Here is an 18,503-nt window from a genome sequence, read left to right on the forward strand (position 1 = left end):
TCCTTCCGATTCCGTATGACTGACGCGTTGATGCCGCCGTTGCGAAAGGTCTGGCGTCTGAGGCGCGGCCGGGACGAGCCGTGTCGTGGGCCCACGCTAACGTGGTCTCAGGTTCACGAGTGGCAGCTGTCGGTACCTGGCCGGCTGCACGGCAACCCCCTCCGTCGAGCGGGGTGCCCCAGGGGAAGAACCGGCCCGTGGCATCCCTCTCGGAGAAGTCGACGGAGGTGACGCGCCTCCGAGCGAAGAGGAGCGAACCATGCATGTATACGAGAATGTCGAGACGGCCGTCGAGGCGCTGCGCCGGTCGCCCGGGTACACCCGGAAGCGAGAGAAGGACCCTTGGGGCTCCGTGCCCGAATCGCTGCGGCTGGACTGGTGCCGAGCGCTGCTGGACTTCCCGACCTTCTTCCCGGGCGCGTCGAGAATGGCGTGGACCGCGAGGATCATCAGATCGGACCGCGCCACGACCGTGCACCAGTGGGCGTGGCAGGCCGACGACTTCCACCGCAGCGGATTCACGGCGAGCGACTGGTACCTGCTCCGACTCTGCGTCGATCGGCGACTGACGAAGATGCTCGAGAAGGACGACGGCCGCCTCGTGATCGACACACAACGACTCGGCTATCCGACGATCGTGCTGATCGCGGACCACTGGACGGATTGGAAGCCGCTGCTCCGTTCTGGCGTCTCGCCGCAGCGCGCCCTCGACCTCATCGTCGACGGCGACCGCAGCTCGTGGCCGGGCGGCGCGATCATCGACCTCGACGGCGGCATCCTCATGTCGTCCTGAATTCGAGACGGCCGCCTCGCGACGTCATCCGTCGGGAGGCGGCCGGCGATCAGTACCCGAGCGCGATCGTGAGCTGCTGCTGCAGCGACCGGATGCGCGCGTGCGCATCGGGTAGCAATGTCTCGATCACGATGTCGACGATGAAGAACGCTTCATCCTCATTGCCCGGGCATTCGGGGTCCGTGCATCGGCACGGATAGTTCAGGTCGAGGAACTCGGCCACACGGGCTACGGCGATCTGCTGGTCTGTCACTGTTGCTCCTTTGATTGATGTCGGGATACGACAACCGGCCGCAGGGTGCGGCTCGGATTCAACAAAGGAGCGATCTGGATGACATCGTCGCACGGGCCGCCGACAGAGACATGACGAATCAGTTGGAAGGCCGCCGAAAGCTGTCGATCCCACCTCTCCCCGTTCGACGCATGAGTAGAAGCATCCGTTCGAGGCATCCGCTTCGACGCGGAAACGAAAGCTCAGCAGCGACACCAAGGAGACGACCTCATGTCAACACCCCGGGCACTCAGGCCCCTCCGCAACCCGGCCTACCGGTGGCTCGCCGCGGCGCTCGTGGCGTCGATGATCGGCGCCGGCATCTGGATGGTCGCGCTCGTCTGGCAGATCGTCGCGATCGGCGGCGGCGCGGCCGAGCTGTCGCTCGTCGCCGGGGCCTCCGCCGTGGGCATGCTGCTGACCACGCTGCTCGGCGGTGCGCTCGCCGATCGGATGTCGCAGCGGCGCATCCTGCTCGTCGTCGAGGTCGTGCGGGCCGCCAGCGTCGGCATCGTCGCGCTGCTGTCGCTCGCCGGTGCTCTCGAGGCGTGGCAGCTCGCGGTGGTCGCGTTCGTCGGCGGCGTGATGGCCGGCCTCTACTACCCGGCGTACTCGGCGCTGCTGCCGAGCGTGCTGCCCCAGGACCAGCTCATGGCCGCGAACGGCTTCGAGGGCATGGCGCGTCCGGTGCTCATGCAGGCCGGCGGGCCGGCGCTCGCGAGCGCTCTCATCGCGGTCTCGTCGCCCGGTGCGGCGCTCGCCGTGGCCGCGCTGACCAGCGTCGCGGCAGTGGCGTTCATCCTGAAGGTGCCCGAGACGCCGCTGCGCGGCGAGCGCCCCGAGCTCGAGCAGGCGACCGCGGGCGAGAGCGGTGCGGCGATCAACGCCGCCACGCGGCATCCGGCCGTCGCCCTGCTGATCGACGTCGCCGCCGGCTTCCGCTACATGGTGCGCACGCCGTGGTTGCTCGGCACGCTGACCTTCGCGTCGCTGCTGATCTTCCTGATCATGGGGCCGTTCGAGGTGCTCGTGCCGTTCGTGATCAAGGACCGCGCCGCCGGCGGGCCCGACGACCACGCGCTGATCCTGGCCGCGTTCGGCATCGGCGGCGCCGTGGGCTCCGCGATCGTCGCCTCGCTCCGGATGCCTCGCCGCTACCTCACCGTGATGAACCTGCTCTGGGCGTTCGGATGCCTTCCCCTCGCGGTGTTCGGCCTGACCGATCAGATCTGGGTCATGGCGATCGCGGCGTACCTCATCGGCGCGGCCTTCAACGGCGGCGTGGTGATCTGGGGCACGCTGCTGCAGCGCCGCGTCCCGGGCGAGATGCTCGGCCGCGTCTCGAGCCTCGACTTCTTCGTCTCGCTCGCGTTCATGCCCGTCTCGATGGCCGTCGCCGGGCCGGCCGGGGAGTCGCTGGGGCTGCCGGTGGTGTTCCTCATCGCGGGGATCGCACCGCTGGTGATCGGCGTCGTCGCGATCATCGCGGCACGGATGACGCGAGACGAGATCGCGAACCCGATCGACGCGAGCAGCGATGACAGCGACGGCGTGAGCGACGAGGTGGCCGACGAACTCCGCACGCTCGTCGACGTCGACGCGTCGAATCTGGCCGCGGCGGCGTGAGTCAGACCAGCTCGATGCGAGCACGGACGCCCGACGCCGACGCGAGCCGGGCGTCTCGCGTGAGGAGCGGGGCATCCGTCTCCTCTGCGAGCGCGATGTACGCGGCGTCGTAGGTCGAGAGGTCGGCGCCGAGTTCCCAGGCGCGCAACGCCGTGGCCTGCCAGGGCCAGAGTTCGACCGGCAGTTCGAGGAGTTCCGCGTGGGCGAGGTCGGCCTCCGCGGTGGAGAGCAGGCCGGCGTTGCGCCGCCGTCGAACCACGTTCGCGACCTCGAACGGCATGAGCGCGGGCGCGAGCAGCGTGGCGTGGCGCATGCGGGCCGCGACGGCATCGCCGGCGGAGCGGGGGTCGATGAGCAGGGTCACGATGGCGGATGCGTCGACGACGAGTGGTGCGGGGACATCCGCCCGACGCCGCCCGTGCTCAGCGGCGGTCGGCATCGAGGTCGGCCATGAGGTCGGCCGGACCGACGGGCGGGTAGGTGCGCGCGCGTGTGCGTGCCCGCATGACCGCCTCGAGCACGCTCGGCCGTGACGCGAGGTTCTCGAGTTCCGCGCTGAGGTACTCCTGCAGCGACTTGCCGGCCAAGGCTGCACGGGCCGCAAGCACGTCGCGGACCTCGTCGGGGACGGCGCGGACGGTGATCGTGACGGGCATGCCGTCAGTATACCTGCGATGCATGCAGAACGCATGCATCGCTCACCCGTCTCTACTCGACTGAGGCAGACCGCCGACCGCCTCGCCGCAGTACCGCCACCGTGGCCACCGCCGCGAGCCCCACGAGGGCGACGGCGACCGCCAGGCTCACGCCGTCGGGGCGAACGACGCTCTGCCCGCGAAGCGCCTGCCAGGTGACGAGCAGCACGACCGCGGTGTAGCTCGCCCCCGCCACGTTCAGCAGCCGCGCGCGGGTCGTCGCGTCGAGGTGCGTCCATCGGAGCAGCGCCCAGGCGAGCAGCGGCAGCACCTGCAGGGCGTGCAGCCCGATGAAGTGTCCGACGCGCAGGTCGCCGTGCTCGAGGCTCCAGCCGGTGATCGGCATTCCGGCGCCGCCGTCCGCCGCTCCGACGGTGTGTCCGCCGGAATCGTTCCACCCCTTGTTGAAGATCATCGTGACCGCCGCGAGCATGCCGAGCACGCAGATGCCGATGCCCCAGGCGAGCCCGGCTGCCAGTCCGCGGTCGAGCCCTCGCTGTCGCAGGGCGAGCACGCCGGCGGCGATGGTCGCGATCAGCACGAGCGACACGATGCCGCCCATGGCGTACCAGACCGCGGCATCCAGGTCGCTGGATTCGTTGTAGTGGCTGGTCGTGCCGCGGAGGACCTGCAGCTCGACGAGCGCGATCTCGGCGACGAGGGCGACCGCAATGACCGTGCTGAGCACCGCCAGCAGTCGAGCGTGGCCCCGGACGTGCGACAGGATCCAGCGCAGCGTCAGCAGGTAGACCGCGATCGAGAACGAGAACTTGGCCGGCTTCATCCAGGCGGGAGCCCCCGTGATCACGGTCGGGTCGACGATGAGGCCGACGACCGCGATCGCGAACGCGACGGCGCTGAGGCCGGCGCCGACCGCGAGCACGGCGCCCGCCGCCGACGGGCGGGAGGAGGAACGGGGAAGCGTGGTGGTTGGGATCGAGGTGGTCATGCCCCGATGCTCCGCTCGCGGCATCCGGCCGTCATCGCACCGTGGAACGCCTCGTTCTCGTACCACGGGACGAGGCGCGGACCCGTCCGATACGGTTTCGTTGAGGCGAGAGCCGAGAGGAGCGACGCATGCAGCGGGCTTCGGTCGGGGCGGGTTCACGGGTCACCGACCTCGTCTACGCCGGCATCGCCCTCGTCGCCGCGGTGCTGGCCGTGGTCGGTGCGCAGTTCGACCCCGTGGTCGTGGTGGCGATGCTGGTCGCCTTGGTTCCCTGGGCCCTGCTCGTGTTCGGCGTCGAACTCCCGCAGCTCGCCTTCGTGACCCTCGCGATCGTCCCGGTGGTCCCCGTCATCGCGCTCTCCGAGATCGGGGCGGCGCTCTTCGTCAGCTTCGCGGCCGCCAGCCGGCTCGCCAGCAGGTCGGACGACCGCTGGCTGGTCGGCACGGTCACCGTCGTCGTCATGGCGATCCCGTTCGTGCCGTTCCTGTTCGGCGTCGAATGGGATGTCGGCGCCATCTACTTCGCATTCGGCGGCGCGTTCAGCGTGCTCGTGGGCGTGCTCCTGCGGCGCGCCACGCGGTTGGCCGACGAGCTGCGCGCGGCCGAAGGCGAGCTGGCGGATGCCGCGGCACGCGAGGAGCGGCATCGGATCGCCCGCGACGTGCACGACCTCGTCGCGCATTCGCTGACGGTCGTCGTGCTCCACGTCGGCGGTGCACGTCGACTGCTGCGCAAGGATCCGGATGCCGCCGAGGCGGCCCTCATCGAGGCCGAACGGGTGTCCCGCGAGAGCCTCGACGCCATTCGCGGAGCCGTCGGGATGCTCCGGGATGACGACGAGTCCGACGCGGCATCCTTGGATCTCGAGCGACTCGTGACGACCTATCGCTCAGCCGGGCTTCCGGTGGAGCTGAGGGTCAGCGGCACCGCCGAACCCCTGTCGCTGCCCCTCCGGCTCACGCTCTACCGGGTCGTGCAGGAGGCGCTCGCGAATGCCGCCCGACACAGCGCCGCCGGCGCGTCCGCCACGGTGGACGTCGGGATCGACGACCACGCCGTCGTCGCCCGCGTCTCGAACGAGTTCCCTCCCGGCTCGACGGATGCCGGCCCCGACGGCTACGGACTCGTCGGGCTGCGGGAGCAGACCGCCTCGCTCGGCGGCGAGCTCAGCAGCGGGCCCCAGGGCGACGCGTGGGTCGTCGAATGCCGGCTTCCCATCGGGGGTGCCGCGTGACCGCGCCGCTTCGGCTCGTGCTCGTCGACGACCAGGCCATGGTGCGAGCCGGCCTCGCGCTCATCCTCGGTGCCGAACCCGACATCTCGGTGGTCGCCGAATGCGCCGACGGCACGGGCGTGCTGCCGGCGGTTCGCGCTCACCACCCCGACCTCGTGCTGATGGACGTGCGGATGCCGCGGATGGACGGCCCCGAGTCGACGCGGCAGCTGCGAGCCGTTTCGGCGTCCCCGCCCGTGCTCGCCCTCACGACCTTCGACGACGACGCCGTGCTCTGGGGAGCGCTGACGGCCGGGGCCGCGGGCTTCGTGCTCAAGGACAGCCCGGCCGAGGACCTGATCACGGCGGTGCGTACGGTCGCGGCCGGGGGAGCCTGGCTGGACCCACGGGTGCTTCCCCGAGTGCTGGCGCGGGCGAAGGACCGCGCGCCGACGTCTCCGGCGGCGAGCCGTGCGCTCGAGCAGCTGACCCCCCGTGAGCTCGAGGTGCTGCGCCGCATCTGCCGTGGGGCGAACAATCGCGAGATCGCGGCGCAGCTGCACGTGGGGGAGCGCACGGTGAAGTCGCACGTCTCGGCGATCTTCATGAAGCTCGGCGCGCGCGACCGGGCCGCTGCGATCATCGCCGCGTTCGATGCGGGGTTGCGCCCGTAGCGGCCATTCGAGCGGATGCCGCGGAGCGTTCGCGGCTCGCCATGGCGAGTCCCGAACAGCGAACTTATGATGAGACATGGCCGGGTTCAGGGTCAGGCGCCGACGAGGCGCGCAGGAATTCGACGTCCACGACGCCGACGTGGCGAAGCGGGCCGGATCGGCCCTGGTCGCCGCCGATGAGCGGATCCGCCGCGCCGCCGAGGAGCTCGAATTCGCCGAGGCCGAGCTCGGATCCGACGCAACCGAGGGGTTGCGGCAGGCGCTCGTCACGGCGCGACGACTCCTCAGCGAGGCGTTCCGAGCGAACCGGGCCAACCACGAACCGGACCCCGGCACCCTCGACGAGGTACGGGCCCGCAACGCTCGCATCGTGGAGCTGTGCGAACAGGTCGAGCTCATGCTCGACGACCACCTTTCAATGCTCGCCGAACGGGCCGCACGCGCCCGGGGCGCTCCCGGCGTCATCGGCGGCGTGCGAGCCGACATCGAGCGCCTGCGCTCGCGTCTCCCGCAAGCCCGCGAAACCATCGAACAGCTGGCCGTGCGCTACGCGCGAGCGGCGCTCGCCACCGTGGAGGGCAATCCTGCGGAGGCGGAGCACCTGCTCGGATTCGCCGAACACAGCATCGGCGTGGCCGAGCGACGGCGTGACGCTGGGCACCGCGCACAGTCGATCGTCGCGCTCGAGGCATCCGTCGACTCGGTGCGCCGTGCCGCGGCCTTGCTCGACGCGGTGGGGGCCTTCGAGGTCGAGGCTCTGCGAGCGGAGTCCGAGCTGGCGGCCACCGTTGAGGAATCCCGCCGCGCCCTCACGGCCGCACTCGAGGAGCCCCAGCCCGCCAGCGTTACGGAGGCGATCGTCGGACTGCAGGCGGCGCTCGCGAGCCTTCCGTCGGCTGGTGTCAACACCGACCCGTTCGCCCACCTGACTCGACTGCGCGAGGCGAACGCGAGGCTGGATGCCGCGATCGCGGCGGCCCGCGAGCACACGACGCGTCCGATCGTGCTCGTGGACCACGTGCGTCGCGCGATCATGCACGCCGACCGGGAGCTCGATGTCGCTCGCGATGCCATCGCCGGTCACCCGGGCCGGATCGGCGCCGAGGCACTCACGCGACTGGCCGAGTCCGAGCGCCTTCGGACTGATCTCGGCCACTACCTGAGCGGCACCGGGGCGACGATCTCGATGATGGACCTGGATCGCCGGGCGCAGGTGATCACGCTGGCCGAGCGTGTCGCGAGTCTCGCGAGCGAATCCCTGATCCTGGCGCGGCGCGACCTCGACGCCTTCCGATCGCGCGGTCCGAAACAGCGGGCCGGCGCCGTGGCTCAACCCAGCTCGACGCCGTAGCGGCGAAGTTCAGGTCGGAACGTCCTCGGGCGGGAGTACGCTCACGCGCAGCGGACCGCGCGACGTGCGCGTCGCCGCCGGACGCGGCCTGGGCCGCAGCGAGAAGGAGGCGGAGATGATGGTCCCCGAGATCAACTACTGGGCGGTGCTGCTGGCGACCGCGTCGAGCATGATCGTCGGCTCGGTCTGGTACGCGCGCGGTGTCTTCGGAACCCGCTGGGCGAAGCTCGCGAACGTCGACATGGATCGCCCCGGCGCGAGCGCGGTGATGCCGATCATCGTGACGGTGCTCGTGAGCTTCGTGACGGCATGGGTGCTCGCCGGCGCTTCGACGATCGCGTGGCACTTCTACGGCGGGAGCTACCTCTTCTCGGCGGTTCTCACGGCACTCATCCTCTGGGCCGGATTCACCGCGGCGAGGTTCATCACGCACGACGTCTTCGAGGGTCGCCCGTGGTCGCTCACGGGTCTCAACATCGCGCACGAGCTCGTGACGGTCATCATCATGGGCCTGATCATCGGGGTGTGGGCGCCGGCGGGCACCGTCTGAGTCACGGATGCCCCGAACGCGGGGTTCCCGAACGGAGGACGCGGTCCGTTACGGTCGCAGAATGCTGGAGCGATCGGGCGAGGCTGCGGAATCGGCGCCCCTTGGCACGGTTGCGGCGGATGCTCGTGACCTGCGCGTGCAGACCTCGTCGGGTAACAGGGCGGCGCGTCAGCCCGTTGGCGCCGCGGCATCCGCTTCACTGACGAGTTCGCCCGATGCGCTGCGTCGTCTGCGTCGATGGGATCGTGAGAAGCCCGGCCTCGCGATGGCCGATGACCTTCTCGAGCACTTGCGAGATCAACTCGGATTCCTCGACGCGAGCTGTACCCGGTACGACCGCGGCGTGCGCGCCGAGGCGAAGCGGTTGGCGATCGCCGTGCGCGTGCTCGCATACGACACCTCGGTCAGCACCGGCCTGTTGACCCGTATGGGTCTCACGCGGATCCTGCCCTGGGCGGACGGCACCATCCCGAGCGGCCCACGCGTGGTACGACTGGCGAAGGAGCGCGGGGTCGCGCCGGTTGGCTCGCTCCTCACAGTCATTCCGAACCCGACGTCGCCCACCTGGATGCCGGCGTTCCGGCAGGTGCCGCTCGGACCACACCGGGTGGGCTTCAACTACTGGTGGCTGATCCCCAGGATCTTCGACAATCAGGGCACCGAGGCATCCCGGCGAGACGTCGTGCTCTGGCTCGCCCACCACGATGGCGGCGCACACGTCGATGACCTTCCCAAGGCCTACCGTGCCATCGCCCGTGGGAGCAGCGTCGGCGACTTCTTCAGCCGGCTCGGTCGCTCATCGAAGGAGGATTCACCGGTGCCGGCCGCGATGCGGCAGGTCGCAGAGGAGGTGCGGTTCACCGTGCGGACTGCCCTCGGTGCGCTGCTCCCGCCCGAGGAGGGCGTCGATCACCGCAGCCTTAATCGACCGCGTTGAACGGGAACTCGACCGCTCGGAACCCCAACGTCGAGCGCAGCCAACGCGGCACGAATTCGTCGAGCTCGCGCTCGAGGTCGGAGCCGACGAGGTCGTCGACGACCCACCACGAGGACTCGGCGTCGGCCTCGTCGTGCGGGTCGATGTAGACGCAGCCGACGAGCCGGGTCTCCTCCTCGTCGAGGATCGCGTGGTTGAACGTGATGTGATCGGCGATCTCCCGCTCGTGCATGGCGAGGTCCTCGCGGTCGGTCTCGTGGGTCATCGTCTCGGGCGGCCAGCCCCAGGCGTCACCGTAAGTGCGCCAGAGTCGCTCGCGCGAGCCCATGACCGCCGGGTAGTCGAGGTCGACGTCGTCGGCACGGATCGGGCGGAGGTGGAACCGGAAGCGAGGTCGACCCGCCCGGGGTGCTCGAAGCCCTCGCGCAGCCAGGTTCGGGAGTTGGTCGTGTCGGTCATGGCTCCATGCTGGCCTACGGGTCGGATGCCGCGGCGCGCAACGGGCCGCGGACAATGGTCCCTTGTGGAGCGGTTTGCCGTCTGACGGTCACTAGACGAGCTCTGGAGTCGGGAAGGTTGGATGACCTCCGCAGCCAGGACGCGGTGACTTGTGCGTTGGATTCGAGGTCCGATCTTGTTTCGCGTCCCTAGACTTCTGATCACGCGAATGCCAAAGGCAAGGGGTGGACGTGGACACTGACGTCAAGCGCGCCGAACGCGCTCGGGTAAGCATGGAGATCCTCGCGGACCTCGGGCCCGGGCAATTCGTACCGATCGGGGAGCTTTGGCCTCAGACTCTCGCGCGAGTTCCGCTCACTGAGCATGAGGAAACTCTGGGGAACCGTGGACGTCCACGAGGCGAGACCGACTGGCGATGGGCCAGTGCTGATCTTGTGGCGGCTGGGTGGCTGCGAAAGAACCCCTCTGGGAGTGGACACTGGGCGATCACACCCGACGGCGTAATTGCATTGGGAGAGTACCCCGGCGATGCGTTCTTCCAAGAGGCGACTCGGCGTTACGCAGCATCCCGTGCTCAACTTCGGGAAGAGATCGAACAGGAGCTGGGTCGTGGTTGGGTAACTGCTGACGCGGCACAACGGCGCCTCCTCGCGGCAGCTGACGTGATCGTTCAGGAGTGTTTCCGTGGCGGAATGTCCGCGTTCAGTCCAGGCCGTCCAGTCTGGTCGAGTTCGAACATCGTGCGTCTGCACGAGCGTTGGACTCAGGCGGAGAAGATCGAGGGAAAGAACTTCGTCGAGAACGTGACCGCTCAACTTCAGGGTGCGTCTGACGATGAGAAATTGCTCATGGCCGAGATCGTCGCTCTTCAAGTGCTTCCGATCGCCAGTGTGATGGGGCATGCCAAGAAGCGAGAGAAAATCGAAGCCATCTTGAGCCTCATGGAGCATGAGGTCGAGATTCCTCGAGTCTTCGATGACGCGTTCGCGGGCGGCGCGTTCAATCCCGGTACCGGCATGATGTCGCGCATCAACCACGCCGTAACGATCATCCTCAATCTGCTGCGTCGATGGACCGAGATGTCCGATGATGAGCAGCAGGACGCCCTCGCTGAGCCCCGGCACTGGCGGGACGTTGTTCTCTCGGTCGAAGGCGATAGCTTTCCGACCCAACGTTGGGCGCTCCTGTATCTGGTTCATCCGAGCTACTTCGGCCCGATCGTTTCGGCGGATCATCGGAGCCGCATTCGTCAAGCGTTCATCGGTGAGATTGGGGGCGCCTTCTCGGACGACGCAGACGAAGACCTCCGCCGGATCGTCGTCGCGCTCCAGCTCAAGGCTCAGAAGCCGATCAACTTGTACGCGGATCCCCTCAAGCCGAAGTGGTATCAGAACGAAGAACGCGACGAAGACGAAGACAACAGCGAGAGCGAGCCTGACGACCAGGCGGCGGAACCAGCCAGTTTCGATCAGCGCGGGTTTCAAGTGGCCGAGATTGACGTCGGTAGGCTCAGCGAGCTCCTGAGCCTTGATCGGGAGTGGATAGCTGATGTCCTTAGCGCCCTTTACAGGCGCGGGCAGGTGATCCTTTACGGACCGCCGGGCACGGGGAAGACGTTCGTGGCGCGGGCGATTGCCGATTCCCTTAAAGCGCCACAGAGCACGGTCAAACGGATCCAGTTTCACCCGTCGTACACCTATGAGGACTTCTTCGCCGGCTTCCGCCCGAAGACCAACGATGAAGGTCAGCTTATATTCGACCTGACGAAGGGTCCGTTGCGCGAAATTGCCGAGAGTGCGCGGAAGGACCCCGAGGCCGCGCACGTTCTGCTGATCGACGAGATTAATCGCGCCAACCTGTCGAAGGTGTTTGGCGAGTTGTACTACTTGCTCGAGTATCGCGACGACCCAATTGACGTGCTCTATGCCGGTTCGGGTGACGAAGGCGGGTCAACCTTCGCTCTTCCCGCGAACGTGCTCATCATCGGGACGATGAATACGGCCGACAGGTCGATCGCACTGTTGGATTCAGCGATGAGAAGACGGTTCTCCTTCTTCGAGCTTCACCCTGATGTGCCCCCTGTGAGAGGCATTCTTCATCGGTGGACTCGGCAATATCCGCAGGACCTTCCGGTCGCGGAGCTGTTCGATGAACTGAACGCTGCGATCACCGACCGCGAAGAGCGCATCGGCCCAAGTCACCTTCTGCACAAGGAGTCGCTCAGCCAGAAAGAGCTGGCGGCGATCTGGTCAGAGAACTTGATGCCGCTGCTCGAGGAACGCCACCTTGGCACGGGGGTCGATGTGCAACAGCGATACGGACTCGAGATCCTGCTGCGGAAGCTCCGCCAAGAATCGGAGGTTCCGCAGTCAGGCCCGCCAGCACCTGAAAGCACCCAGTCGTCGTCGTGATACACCCCGCAGGAGAGAAACGGCGCCTCGTGCGAATCCCCGAACGCGGGGAATCGTTCGTGGAGCTCACGTCCGCACAGGCCGTTGAGCTTCAGGCTCTTCGGTTCTGCACCGTCACCCCAACACACGAACACGGCATGTGGCGCATTGCGGACGTCACGAGGGTGGGTGTCGCCTCTATCTCGGATCTGCAAGTGATTGTCACTCCGAAGGCTGCTTTGCGAAGCATCGTCTTCATGGCTTCCTATGGCGGTGCTCAGCTGGCGCTCGAACATGACCCGTTCGACTTCGACATCGATCAGTCGGTGCCGGTTGCGCTCGCTGGCGCCCTACAGGTGTCGGTGGCACGCGCGACCAGACATGGGTTGTTGAAGGGGTACCGGTCGCGCGATGACGCGACAAGTGTTGTGAGAGGGCGTTGGGATGTCACGCGCCAGCTCGCTCGCAGACCGGGCGTGCCTCTTCCACTCGAAGTCACATACGATGACTTCACCGAGGACATTCTCGAGAACCGCATCCTGCGCTCCGCACTGCGGCGGGTCCTGCGCTTTGACGGAATTGGCCGGGCTCTGCGTAGCCAGATCAACGCGCAGTTGGCGTTGTTCTCGGAGGTCGAGGTTCTGCCCGTCGGACTGGAAACGCCGAACGTTCTGTTCACGCGGCGGAACGCCCACTATTCGACGGCCCTACTCATCTCACGGTGGATCCTCGAGGCGGTTTCCTGGGCTCACGCGCGAGGTGCTGCACGCGGGTCGACCTTTCTGGTGAACATGGCCGACATCTTCGAGAAGTTCGTGGGGGAGGCACTCCGATCGGCGCTGAAGCCACAGTTTCTCGACGTCGAAGTTCAGTTTCGCGACTGGCGACTTGACGTGGGTGGCGCCGTGCGCCTCCGGCCCGACATCGTGGTGCTCCGAGATGGAAACACCGTCACGGTCGCGGATACCAAGTACAAGGTGTGGGGTGCGTCGACCAAATCCCCACCAAATGCTGATGTCTACCAAGCGCTGGCATATGCCCTTACAGCTGGGGTTGAGGAGGCACATCTCATTTACGTTTCGGGCGATATCGAGCCTCGCATTTTCGACATTGCCAGCGCTCGTAAGCGTGTGATTGCCCATGCCCTTGACATCGGGGGCTCTCCGGCTGCGTTGATGGCCGGCGTTGACCGGCTGGCGGCAGCAACGCTCAGGTCCCCAGTGCCCACTTGACGCGGGTTCCGACTACCCACACCGCGCTCCCAGCGCCGACCCTAGGATCGAAGGCATGGCCGGATTCTGGGGCAAGCGCAAGCGCGAAGAAGAGCAGCAACTCCAGGCGCAGGACGCCGACCTGGCGAAGCGCGCCGGCACCGCCCTGGTCGCCGCCGACGAGCGCATCCGCGTCACCACCGACGAGCTCGCGTTCGCCGAGGCCGAGCTCGGTCCCGAGGCGACCACCGAGCTTCGCGAGGGGCTCACTGCGGTGCGCACGCACCTGGGCGAGGCATTCCGACTGAACCAGCTCAACTACGACGAGATCCCCGACACCGCTGAAGAGCTGCGCACCCGCAACGCGCGCATCGTCCAGCTCTGCGACTGGGCAGAGGACGTGCTCGACGAGCGCACCTCGGCCCTCGCCGAGAAGATCGCCCGCGCACGCCGCGCCCCCGAGATCATCGCCGGCGTGCGAGGGGATGTCGAGCTCCTGCGCGCCCGTCTCCCGCAGGCGCGCGACACCGTCGACCGGCTCGCCGCCCGCTACTCGCCGGAGGCGCTCGCCCAGGTGCAGTCCAACCCCGCGGAGGCTGAGCAGCTGCTCGGATTCGCCGAGCACAGCGCGGGTGTCGCCGAGCGGCGGCGTGAGGCCGGGCAGCGCGAACAGGCGAACCTCGCGCTCGAGGCATCCGCTGAGTCGGTGCGCCGAGCGGCGGCCCTGCTCGATGCGGTCGAGAACTTCGAGGTCGAGGCGCTGCGGGCCGAGTCCACGCTGGCTGCGATCGTCGAGGACTCCCGCGGCGACATCGTCGTCGCACTCAAGGAGCCGCACTCGCCCGGCGTCGAGACGGCGGTCGGGGAGCTGCAGGCGGCCCTCGCCTCCCTTCCGCCGGCCGGCGTGAACACCGACCCGTTCACGCATCTCGACCGGTTGCGCGAGGCGAACTCGGGGCTGGATGCCGCGATCGCCGCTGCCCGCGAGCGGGCGGCGCGTCCGATCCCACCGCTCGAGCACGTGCGCCATGCCATCGACGACGCCGACCGGCAGCTCGCCGTCGCCCGCGACGTCATCGCCGGCCACCGCGGCTGGATCGGCGCCGACGCCCGCACTCGTCTTGCCGAATCCGAGCGCATCCGGATCGACCTCGACCATTTCCTCGGCCGGTCGGCGGCGACGGCCACCGTGATCGACGAGGACCACCGAGAGCAGGCGATGGCGATGGCCCGCCGTGTGGCGTATCTTGCCGCCGAAGCCCTGCACCTCGCTCGCCGCGACATCGACTCGTCACGACCGCAGGATCCCTGGGGCGGTGGCCCGGGCTGGGGCGGAGGCCCTCGCGGCGGCGGAGGCGACATGATGGGCGGAATCCTCGGCGGCCTCGTGATCGGCAGCGTGCTCGACGGGATCTTCGACTGAGAGGGCCGCCATAATCGGCGAACGCAAGGCTTAGCAGGGCGCAATCACCGAGTCGGCCGACGGGATGACACGGCTGCGCCTTCGCATGCTGCGGGGCAGCTGTGCCATACATTCTCTCGTATGCAACTGAACAGGGCGCTAGAGCAGCACATCGCGGTATTCGGCGAAAGCGGCAGCGGCAAGACCGTCCTGCTCTCCTCGTTCTATGGAGCGACGCAGGAGCCGCAGTACTTGCAGAACAGTCTGTTCAACGTCGTCGCCGACGATATCGGCCAGGGGAATCGGCTACATCGAAACTACCACGGCATGCGAGATTCAGCCCGACTCCCGGAGCCCAATCGGTTCTCGGCGACGGCATACTCGTTCTCCCTCAAGCTCAAGGATGCGCCTGATGCCAGCCCTGCGAAGGCCAGGCCATTCGACGCTTTGCGCCTCGTTTGGCACGACTACCCAGGGGAGTGGTTCGAGCAGAACGTGAGCGGGCCCGAAGAGGAGCAGCGCAGGATAGACACGTTCCGATCATTGGTGAGTTCTGATGTGGCACTCTTGCTGGTCGACGGTCAGCGGCTGCTGGACAACTCGGGAGAGGAGGAACGGTACCTGAAGTCCTTGCTGACCAACTTCCGCAACGGACTATTGACGCTCAAAGAAGAGCTGTTGGAGGACGGTAAGCCTCTCGTCGAGTTTCCGCGGATCTGGGTACTCGCGCTTTCAAAGGCCGACTTGTTGCCCAACATAACCGTGTTCAACTTCAGGGATCTTCTCATCGAGAAGGCCGCCGATGACATCGACGAATTGCGCAAGGTCCTCGCCGGTCTTGTGGAAGACAGCGATGCCCTGTCGGTGGGAGAGGACTACGTGTTGATCTCGTCTGCGAGGTTCAATGCAGACAAGATCGAAGTCACAAAGAGCGTTGGTGTTGAGTTGATCCTGCCACTGGCGGCGATGCTCCCATTCGAGCGACATGTGCGGTGGGCCCGATCAAGGAATAACCGGGGAAAGGTTGCCGAGAATCTCCTCGGGGACGCCGAAGCCCTAGCGACCGCGTTGGGCGGCGTTGGGGCTCTTGCAACAGCATTCATCGCACGCCAGAACAAGGTGATCGGCTCCATCGGCCTCCTGCTGAGCCACTTCGGCTCCAACCTCAATGACCTGGCCAGGCTCGGAGGGGACAAACTCCGCGAAGCCAATGCCGAAGCGCTGGCCAAGCATGATAACTTGCGAGCGACGATGACCGGCTTCCAGATGGACTTGGACAGAGGTGAAGAAGAGCAGGTCCTCCTTAGGAGCCGCAGGTGAAACTGATCTGGGCAACTCGAGGAAGGACCTGGGGCTTCCGCTTCCTCCGCGGTGCAGCGCTACCGGATCCGCTGATCGCGTACGAAGAGGCCTTTTCGGGCATCGAGGACGAGATGGAGCTCTGTCGCCGGGTCGGCGAGACGCTGGCTCTACGTTTTCCGGACCCCGAAGGACGTGAAGACCGGTCCGGAAGGACCATCCCGCACGACTTCGTCGTGTTTGAGCCGTTGGCCGGTGAGATCCGTTCGGTTGAAGATGGTCTTCGGCTCCTCTGGCCATTGATCGCTGACGATTTCGCCCGTGTTTGGCTACTGGCCGAGCCACCTCCTCCGATCGATTGAACTCGTCGGGAGCAGGCGGTGGCCCCCGGTCGATGTCTGGGAACCAGCCTTCTTGCTAGGCTCAGTCCCTCACATTGGATCCCACGCCGGATACCAAGATGGAAGCAGACACCGGCACCCTCATCCGCCCCTGTGGCGCCCTCTTGAGTCCGTTCGCCACGAGCGCATCGAGGGAAAGCAGCGTGCGCTCGCGTACGTCGAACGTGTGTAGCAAACGCAGACGCATCCATGAACGCACTCGGCGCTCGTTCAACGCGTTCCGATCGACCCAGAATCGATCGTCGTCTACACGACGATCGAAAGGCACGCCCGTCTCACTCACGAGACAGCGGTGCGTGAGGGCTTGAATCGGTCGGGTGCCGTAGAGATAGACGACGTCACCGGTCGCGATCTTCGCCGATGCGCTTTCGCTCCAATTGATCTCAAACAAAGAGGCGAATGCGTCGTCGGCATCGTACGTTTCACGATTGGATGGGATCAGCCATTCGGTGCCGGAGAATGCAGGAAACGTCACGACGAAACGATAGCCGTCGAACCCTGAATGTGCTCGTTTTTCGAATGGTCAGAGCCCGGACGAGAGGGACACGGAAGTGTTGAACAGGACGATCACGGAGATCCTTCAACTTCAGCTCCAGTACACCGATCGCGATACCACGGCGATGAAGCGGCGTGGTGAAGTCGTGCGGAACGTGATGCCGGCCATCCTGCGTGACTGGGGCGTGCGTCCTGTTGACGATGGCGGGTGGGTGCCGTTCGATGCTGCCGTTCAGGGCAAGGACGGCATCGGAAGGAAAAGCCAAGTTCCATGGGTGCGGATCCATTCGGTCCAGCTGAGCCCGAGTTCGACGACAGGATGGTACGTCGTGTACCTCTTCGCCGGCGACGGTAGTGCGGTCTACCTGACACTCATGCACGCGTCGACGAATCCCGATCACGGCGAGTTGATTCCGCGGACGCTCGGCGAACTCGCTGAGCACGTCAGGTGGGGTGAGCGGATCATCGGTGGCTGGATGGAGGACACCCCTCGCCTCGTGCGTTCGATCGTCCTCCACGCCCCGAGGTCGAAGGTCGCGGAGGCGTACGAGGCGAGTACGTTGTGCGCGTTCAGGTACCCGGTACACGGCATCCCCCCCGAGCACGAGCTCCTCGGCGATCTCCGCGAGATGATCATTGCCCTCACGCGGATCTACGAGCACGTTCCGCGTTAGAGTCGGGCTTCGAGTACTTCGGCGATCGCCTTGCCGAGCGGGATCGGAACGGCGTTCCCGATCTGTCGAGCGATCGCAGTCTTCGAACCCACGAACTTGTGGTCTTCGGGGAAGCCCTGGAGGATCGCGGCCTCGTAGTGGGTGATCGCGCGGTTCGCCTCGGGGTGCAGGTATCGACCCTTCTCCGGTTTGAAGAACTCCGTTCGGATCGTCACCGACGGCTTGTCCCAGTACAACCGGCCCATCACATCGCCCGAGCCGGAAGTATGGTTGCGCCAGCAGGGCGCGAGCAGCCGATCGGGGAGGTCGAATCGGTTCCCACCGGGTGGGATCGCGGCGAAGCGATCGATCGAGATCGGCTGATACTGGCGGTCGAGGTGCAGTTCCGAAGCTCGATATGCGCCAGCGAACGACTTCTGCGCGAACTCGTACGTGCGCTCAGGCAATTCGGTTCCCGCGGGGGTCCACGGGATGCCGTCGAATGCCTCTTTCACGGTCCGGTGCGCTTTGAGATGCGTGGGCGCCGGAAATCCGGGGAACGACAGATCCCGGCGGAAGCCGATCACCACGGCGCGCTTTCGCGCCTGGAACGCCCCGTAGTCCGCAGCGTTCAGCACAGCGTGCCGAAAGTCGTACTCCTCGAGCAGGCCGCCGGGCGCGGTCGCCTGCTGGAAGTCGGTGAACTGGGAGGACTTGGCGAAGGCCGCCACGTTCTCCACCACGAAGTACTTCGGCTTCGCTCGGCGAATGGTCGCCGCATACTGGCGCCACAGGAGATTGCGCTCATCGTTGACGTCTCGTTTGCCGAGATTCGAGAATCCCTGGCACGGTGGCCCCCCGACGACAACGTCCACTTCGGGGACGGTCTCGTTGACGAGCCAGTCCTGGATGCTCCCTGCGTAGACGATTTCGTCGCCGAATGTCGCGGCGTAACTCGCTGCAGCCGCGAGGTCCATTTCCACGGCGCGGACGCTCCGGAATCGAGGAGAGGCGGCGTGGAACCCGGCGGTCAGCCCACCCGCGCCGGCGAACAGGTCGAGCACTCGGATAGCGCTGAGACCCACTTCTTCGGTGGGAGGATTGGCGGAGGTTGACGACTGCATCGCCCAGAG

At 66.7% G+C, this 18,503-nt stretch carries 20 protein-coding genes and 1 riboswitch; of the genes, 13 read left to right on the forward strand and 7 right to left on the reverse strand.

Going from position 1 to position 18,503, the window contains the following annotated elements; all coding sequences use genetic code 11:
- Positions 1 to 111: 111 nt before the first annotated feature.
- A riboswitch (SAM riboswitch) is annotated at positions 112 to 226 on the forward strand.
- Between the two features lie 33 nt (positions 227 to 259).
- A complete protein-coding gene (locus ACWGO8_RS10490) occupies positions 260 to 793 on the forward strand; it encodes a hypothetical protein (RefSeq protein ID WP_452043003.1) in 534 nt (177 codons plus the stop codon).
- 49 nt (positions 794 to 842) lie between these two features.
- Here ACWGO8_RS10490 and ACWGO8_RS10495 read toward each other — a convergent pair whose 3' ends face one another.
- Positions 843 to 1,046, reverse strand: coding sequence for a hypothetical protein (locus ACWGO8_RS10495; protein WP_452043004.1), 204 nt, complete (start codon positions 1,044 to 1,046; stop codon positions 843 to 845).
- A gap of 249 nt (positions 1,047 to 1,295) precedes the next feature.
- Between ACWGO8_RS10495 and ACWGO8_RS10500 the strand changes: the two genes are divergently transcribed.
- Positions 1,296 to 2,690, forward strand: coding sequence for an MFS transporter (locus ACWGO8_RS10500; protein WP_452043005.1), 1,395 nt, complete (start codon positions 1,296 to 1,298; stop codon positions 2,688 to 2,690).
- Position 2,691: 1 nt separating this feature from the next.
- On the opposite strand, the gene ACWGO8_RS10505 is transcribed toward ACWGO8_RS10500, so the two are convergent.
- From ACWGO8_RS10505 to ACWGO8_RS10515, 3 genes are read right to left on the reverse strand one after another with little or no spacing between them, the layout of a single operon-like run.
- Positions 2,692 to 3,129 carry a type II toxin-antitoxin system VapC family toxin gene (locus tag ACWGO8_RS10505; protein ID WP_452043006.1) on the reverse strand — a complete coding sequence of 146 codons (438 nt, stop codon included), beginning with the start codon at positions 3,127 to 3,129 and terminating at the stop codon, positions 2,692 to 2,694.
- Positions 3,113 to 3,346 carry a FitA-like ribbon-helix-helix domain-containing protein gene (locus tag ACWGO8_RS10510; RefSeq protein ID WP_452043007.1) on the reverse strand — a complete coding sequence of 78 codons (234 nt, stop codon included), beginning with the start codon at positions 3,344 to 3,346 and terminating at the stop codon, positions 3,113 to 3,115. Before ACWGO8_RS10510 ends, ACWGO8_RS10505 begins: the two co-directional genes overlap by 17 nt.
- 52 nt (positions 3,347 to 3,398) lie before the next feature.
- Positions 3,399 to 4,334, reverse strand: a complete 936-nt coding sequence (locus tag ACWGO8_RS10515; RefSeq protein WP_452043008.1) for a hypothetical protein — start codon at positions 4,332 to 4,334, stop codon at positions 3,399 to 3,401.
- Positions 4,335 to 4,462: 128 nt separating this feature from the next.
- Here ACWGO8_RS10515 and ACWGO8_RS10520 point away from each other — a divergent pair, with 128 nt between their 5' ends.
- The 5 genes from ACWGO8_RS10520 (at position 4,463) to ACWGO8_RS10540 (ending at position 9,060) form a co-directional block, all read left to right on the forward strand.
- Positions 4,463 to 5,569, forward strand: coding sequence for a sensor histidine kinase (locus tag ACWGO8_RS10520; protein WP_452043009.1), 1,107 nt, complete (start codon positions 4,463 to 4,465; stop codon positions 5,567 to 5,569).
- Positions 5,566 to 6,222: a response regulator transcription factor gene (locus tag ACWGO8_RS10525; RefSeq protein WP_452043010.1), complete on the forward strand. Its 657-nt coding sequence runs from the start codon at positions 5,566 to 5,568 to the stop codon at positions 6,220 to 6,222. Before ACWGO8_RS10520 ends, ACWGO8_RS10525 begins: the two co-directional genes overlap by 4 nt.
- Positions 6,223 to 6,298: 76 nt before the next feature.
- A complete protein-coding gene (locus ACWGO8_RS10530) occupies positions 6,299 to 7,573 on the forward strand; it encodes a hypothetical protein (RefSeq protein ID WP_452043011.1) in 1,275 nt (424 codons plus the stop codon).
- 118 nt (positions 7,574 to 7,691) lie between these two features.
- Positions 7,692 to 8,123 carry a DUF1761 domain-containing protein gene (locus ACWGO8_RS10535; protein ID WP_452043549.1) on the forward strand — a complete coding sequence of 144 codons (432 nt, stop codon included), beginning with the start codon at positions 7,692 to 7,694 and terminating at the stop codon, positions 8,121 to 8,123.
- Positions 8,124 to 8,184: 61 nt separating this feature from the next.
- A complete protein-coding gene (locus tag ACWGO8_RS10540; protein ID WP_452043012.1) occupies positions 8,185 to 9,060 on the forward strand; it encodes a hypothetical protein in 876 nt (291 codons plus the stop codon).
- On the opposite strand, the gene ACWGO8_RS10545 is transcribed toward ACWGO8_RS10540, so the two are convergent.
- Entirely contained in the window at positions 9,044 to 9,388 is a 345-nt protein-coding gene (locus tag ACWGO8_RS10545; RefSeq protein ID WP_452043013.1) for a hypothetical protein, read from the reverse strand. The genes ACWGO8_RS10540 and ACWGO8_RS10545 overlap by 17 nt on opposite strands.
- 361 nt (positions 9,389 to 9,749) lie before the next feature.
- Between ACWGO8_RS10545 and ACWGO8_RS10550 the strand changes: the two genes are divergently transcribed.
- The 5 genes from ACWGO8_RS10550 (at position 9,750) to ACWGO8_RS10570 (ending at position 16,183) form a co-directional block, all read left to right on the forward strand.
- Positions 9,750 to 11,930, forward strand: coding sequence for an McrB family protein (locus ACWGO8_RS10550; RefSeq protein WP_452043014.1), 2,181 nt, complete (start codon positions 9,750 to 9,752; stop codon positions 11,928 to 11,930).
- Positions 11,931 to 11,989: 59 nt separating this feature from the next.
- Positions 11,990 to 13,141 (forward strand): McrC family protein, encoded by a 1,152-nt coding sequence (locus ACWGO8_RS10555; RefSeq protein ID WP_452043015.1) that lies wholly within the window; start codon positions 11,990 to 11,992, stop codon positions 13,139 to 13,141.
- A 55-nt stretch (positions 13,142 to 13,196) separates the two neighbouring features.
- A complete protein-coding gene (locus ACWGO8_RS10560; protein WP_452043016.1) occupies positions 13,197 to 14,543 on the forward strand; it encodes a hypothetical protein in 1,347 nt (448 codons plus the stop codon).
- A gap of 120 nt (positions 14,544 to 14,663) precedes the next feature.
- A complete protein-coding gene (locus tag ACWGO8_RS10565; RefSeq protein WP_452043017.1) occupies positions 14,664 to 15,842 on the forward strand; it encodes a TRAFAC clade GTPase domain-containing protein in 1,179 nt (392 codons plus the stop codon).
- A complete protein-coding gene (locus ACWGO8_RS10570; RefSeq protein WP_452043018.1) occupies positions 15,839 to 16,183 on the forward strand; it encodes a hypothetical protein in 345 nt (114 codons plus the stop codon). The genes ACWGO8_RS10565 and ACWGO8_RS10570 overlap by 4 nt, the downstream gene beginning before the upstream one ends.
- Before the next feature lie 61 nt (positions 16,184 to 16,244).
- Here ACWGO8_RS10570 and ACWGO8_RS10575 read toward each other — a convergent pair whose 3' ends face one another.
- The gene (locus ACWGO8_RS10575) at positions 16,245 to 16,697 is read right to left on the reverse strand and encodes a hypothetical protein (RefSeq protein WP_452043019.1); all 453 of its coding nucleotides are present in this window, start codon (positions 16,695 to 16,697) and stop codon (positions 16,245 to 16,247) included.
- A gap of 79 nt (positions 16,698 to 16,776) precedes the next feature.
- Here ACWGO8_RS10575 and ACWGO8_RS10580 point away from each other — a divergent pair, with 79 nt between their 5' ends.
- Positions 16,777 to 17,391, forward strand: coding sequence for an MrcB family domain-containing protein (locus tag ACWGO8_RS10580; RefSeq protein ID WP_452043020.1), 615 nt, complete (start codon positions 16,777 to 16,779; stop codon positions 17,389 to 17,391).
- On the opposite strand, the gene ACWGO8_RS10585 is transcribed toward ACWGO8_RS10580, so the two are convergent.
- On the reverse strand, positions 17,388 to 18,494 hold the full coding sequence (locus ACWGO8_RS10585) for a DNA cytosine methyltransferase (RefSeq protein ID WP_452043021.1): 1,107 nt from the start codon (positions 18,492 to 18,494) through the stop codon (positions 17,388 to 17,390). The two genes, ACWGO8_RS10580 and ACWGO8_RS10585, sit on opposite strands and share 4 nt — an antisense overlap.
- Positions 18,495 to 18,503 lie beyond the last annotated feature (9 nt).

The sequence above is a fragment of the Agromyces sp. NPDC055661 genome (assembly GCF_053618135.1).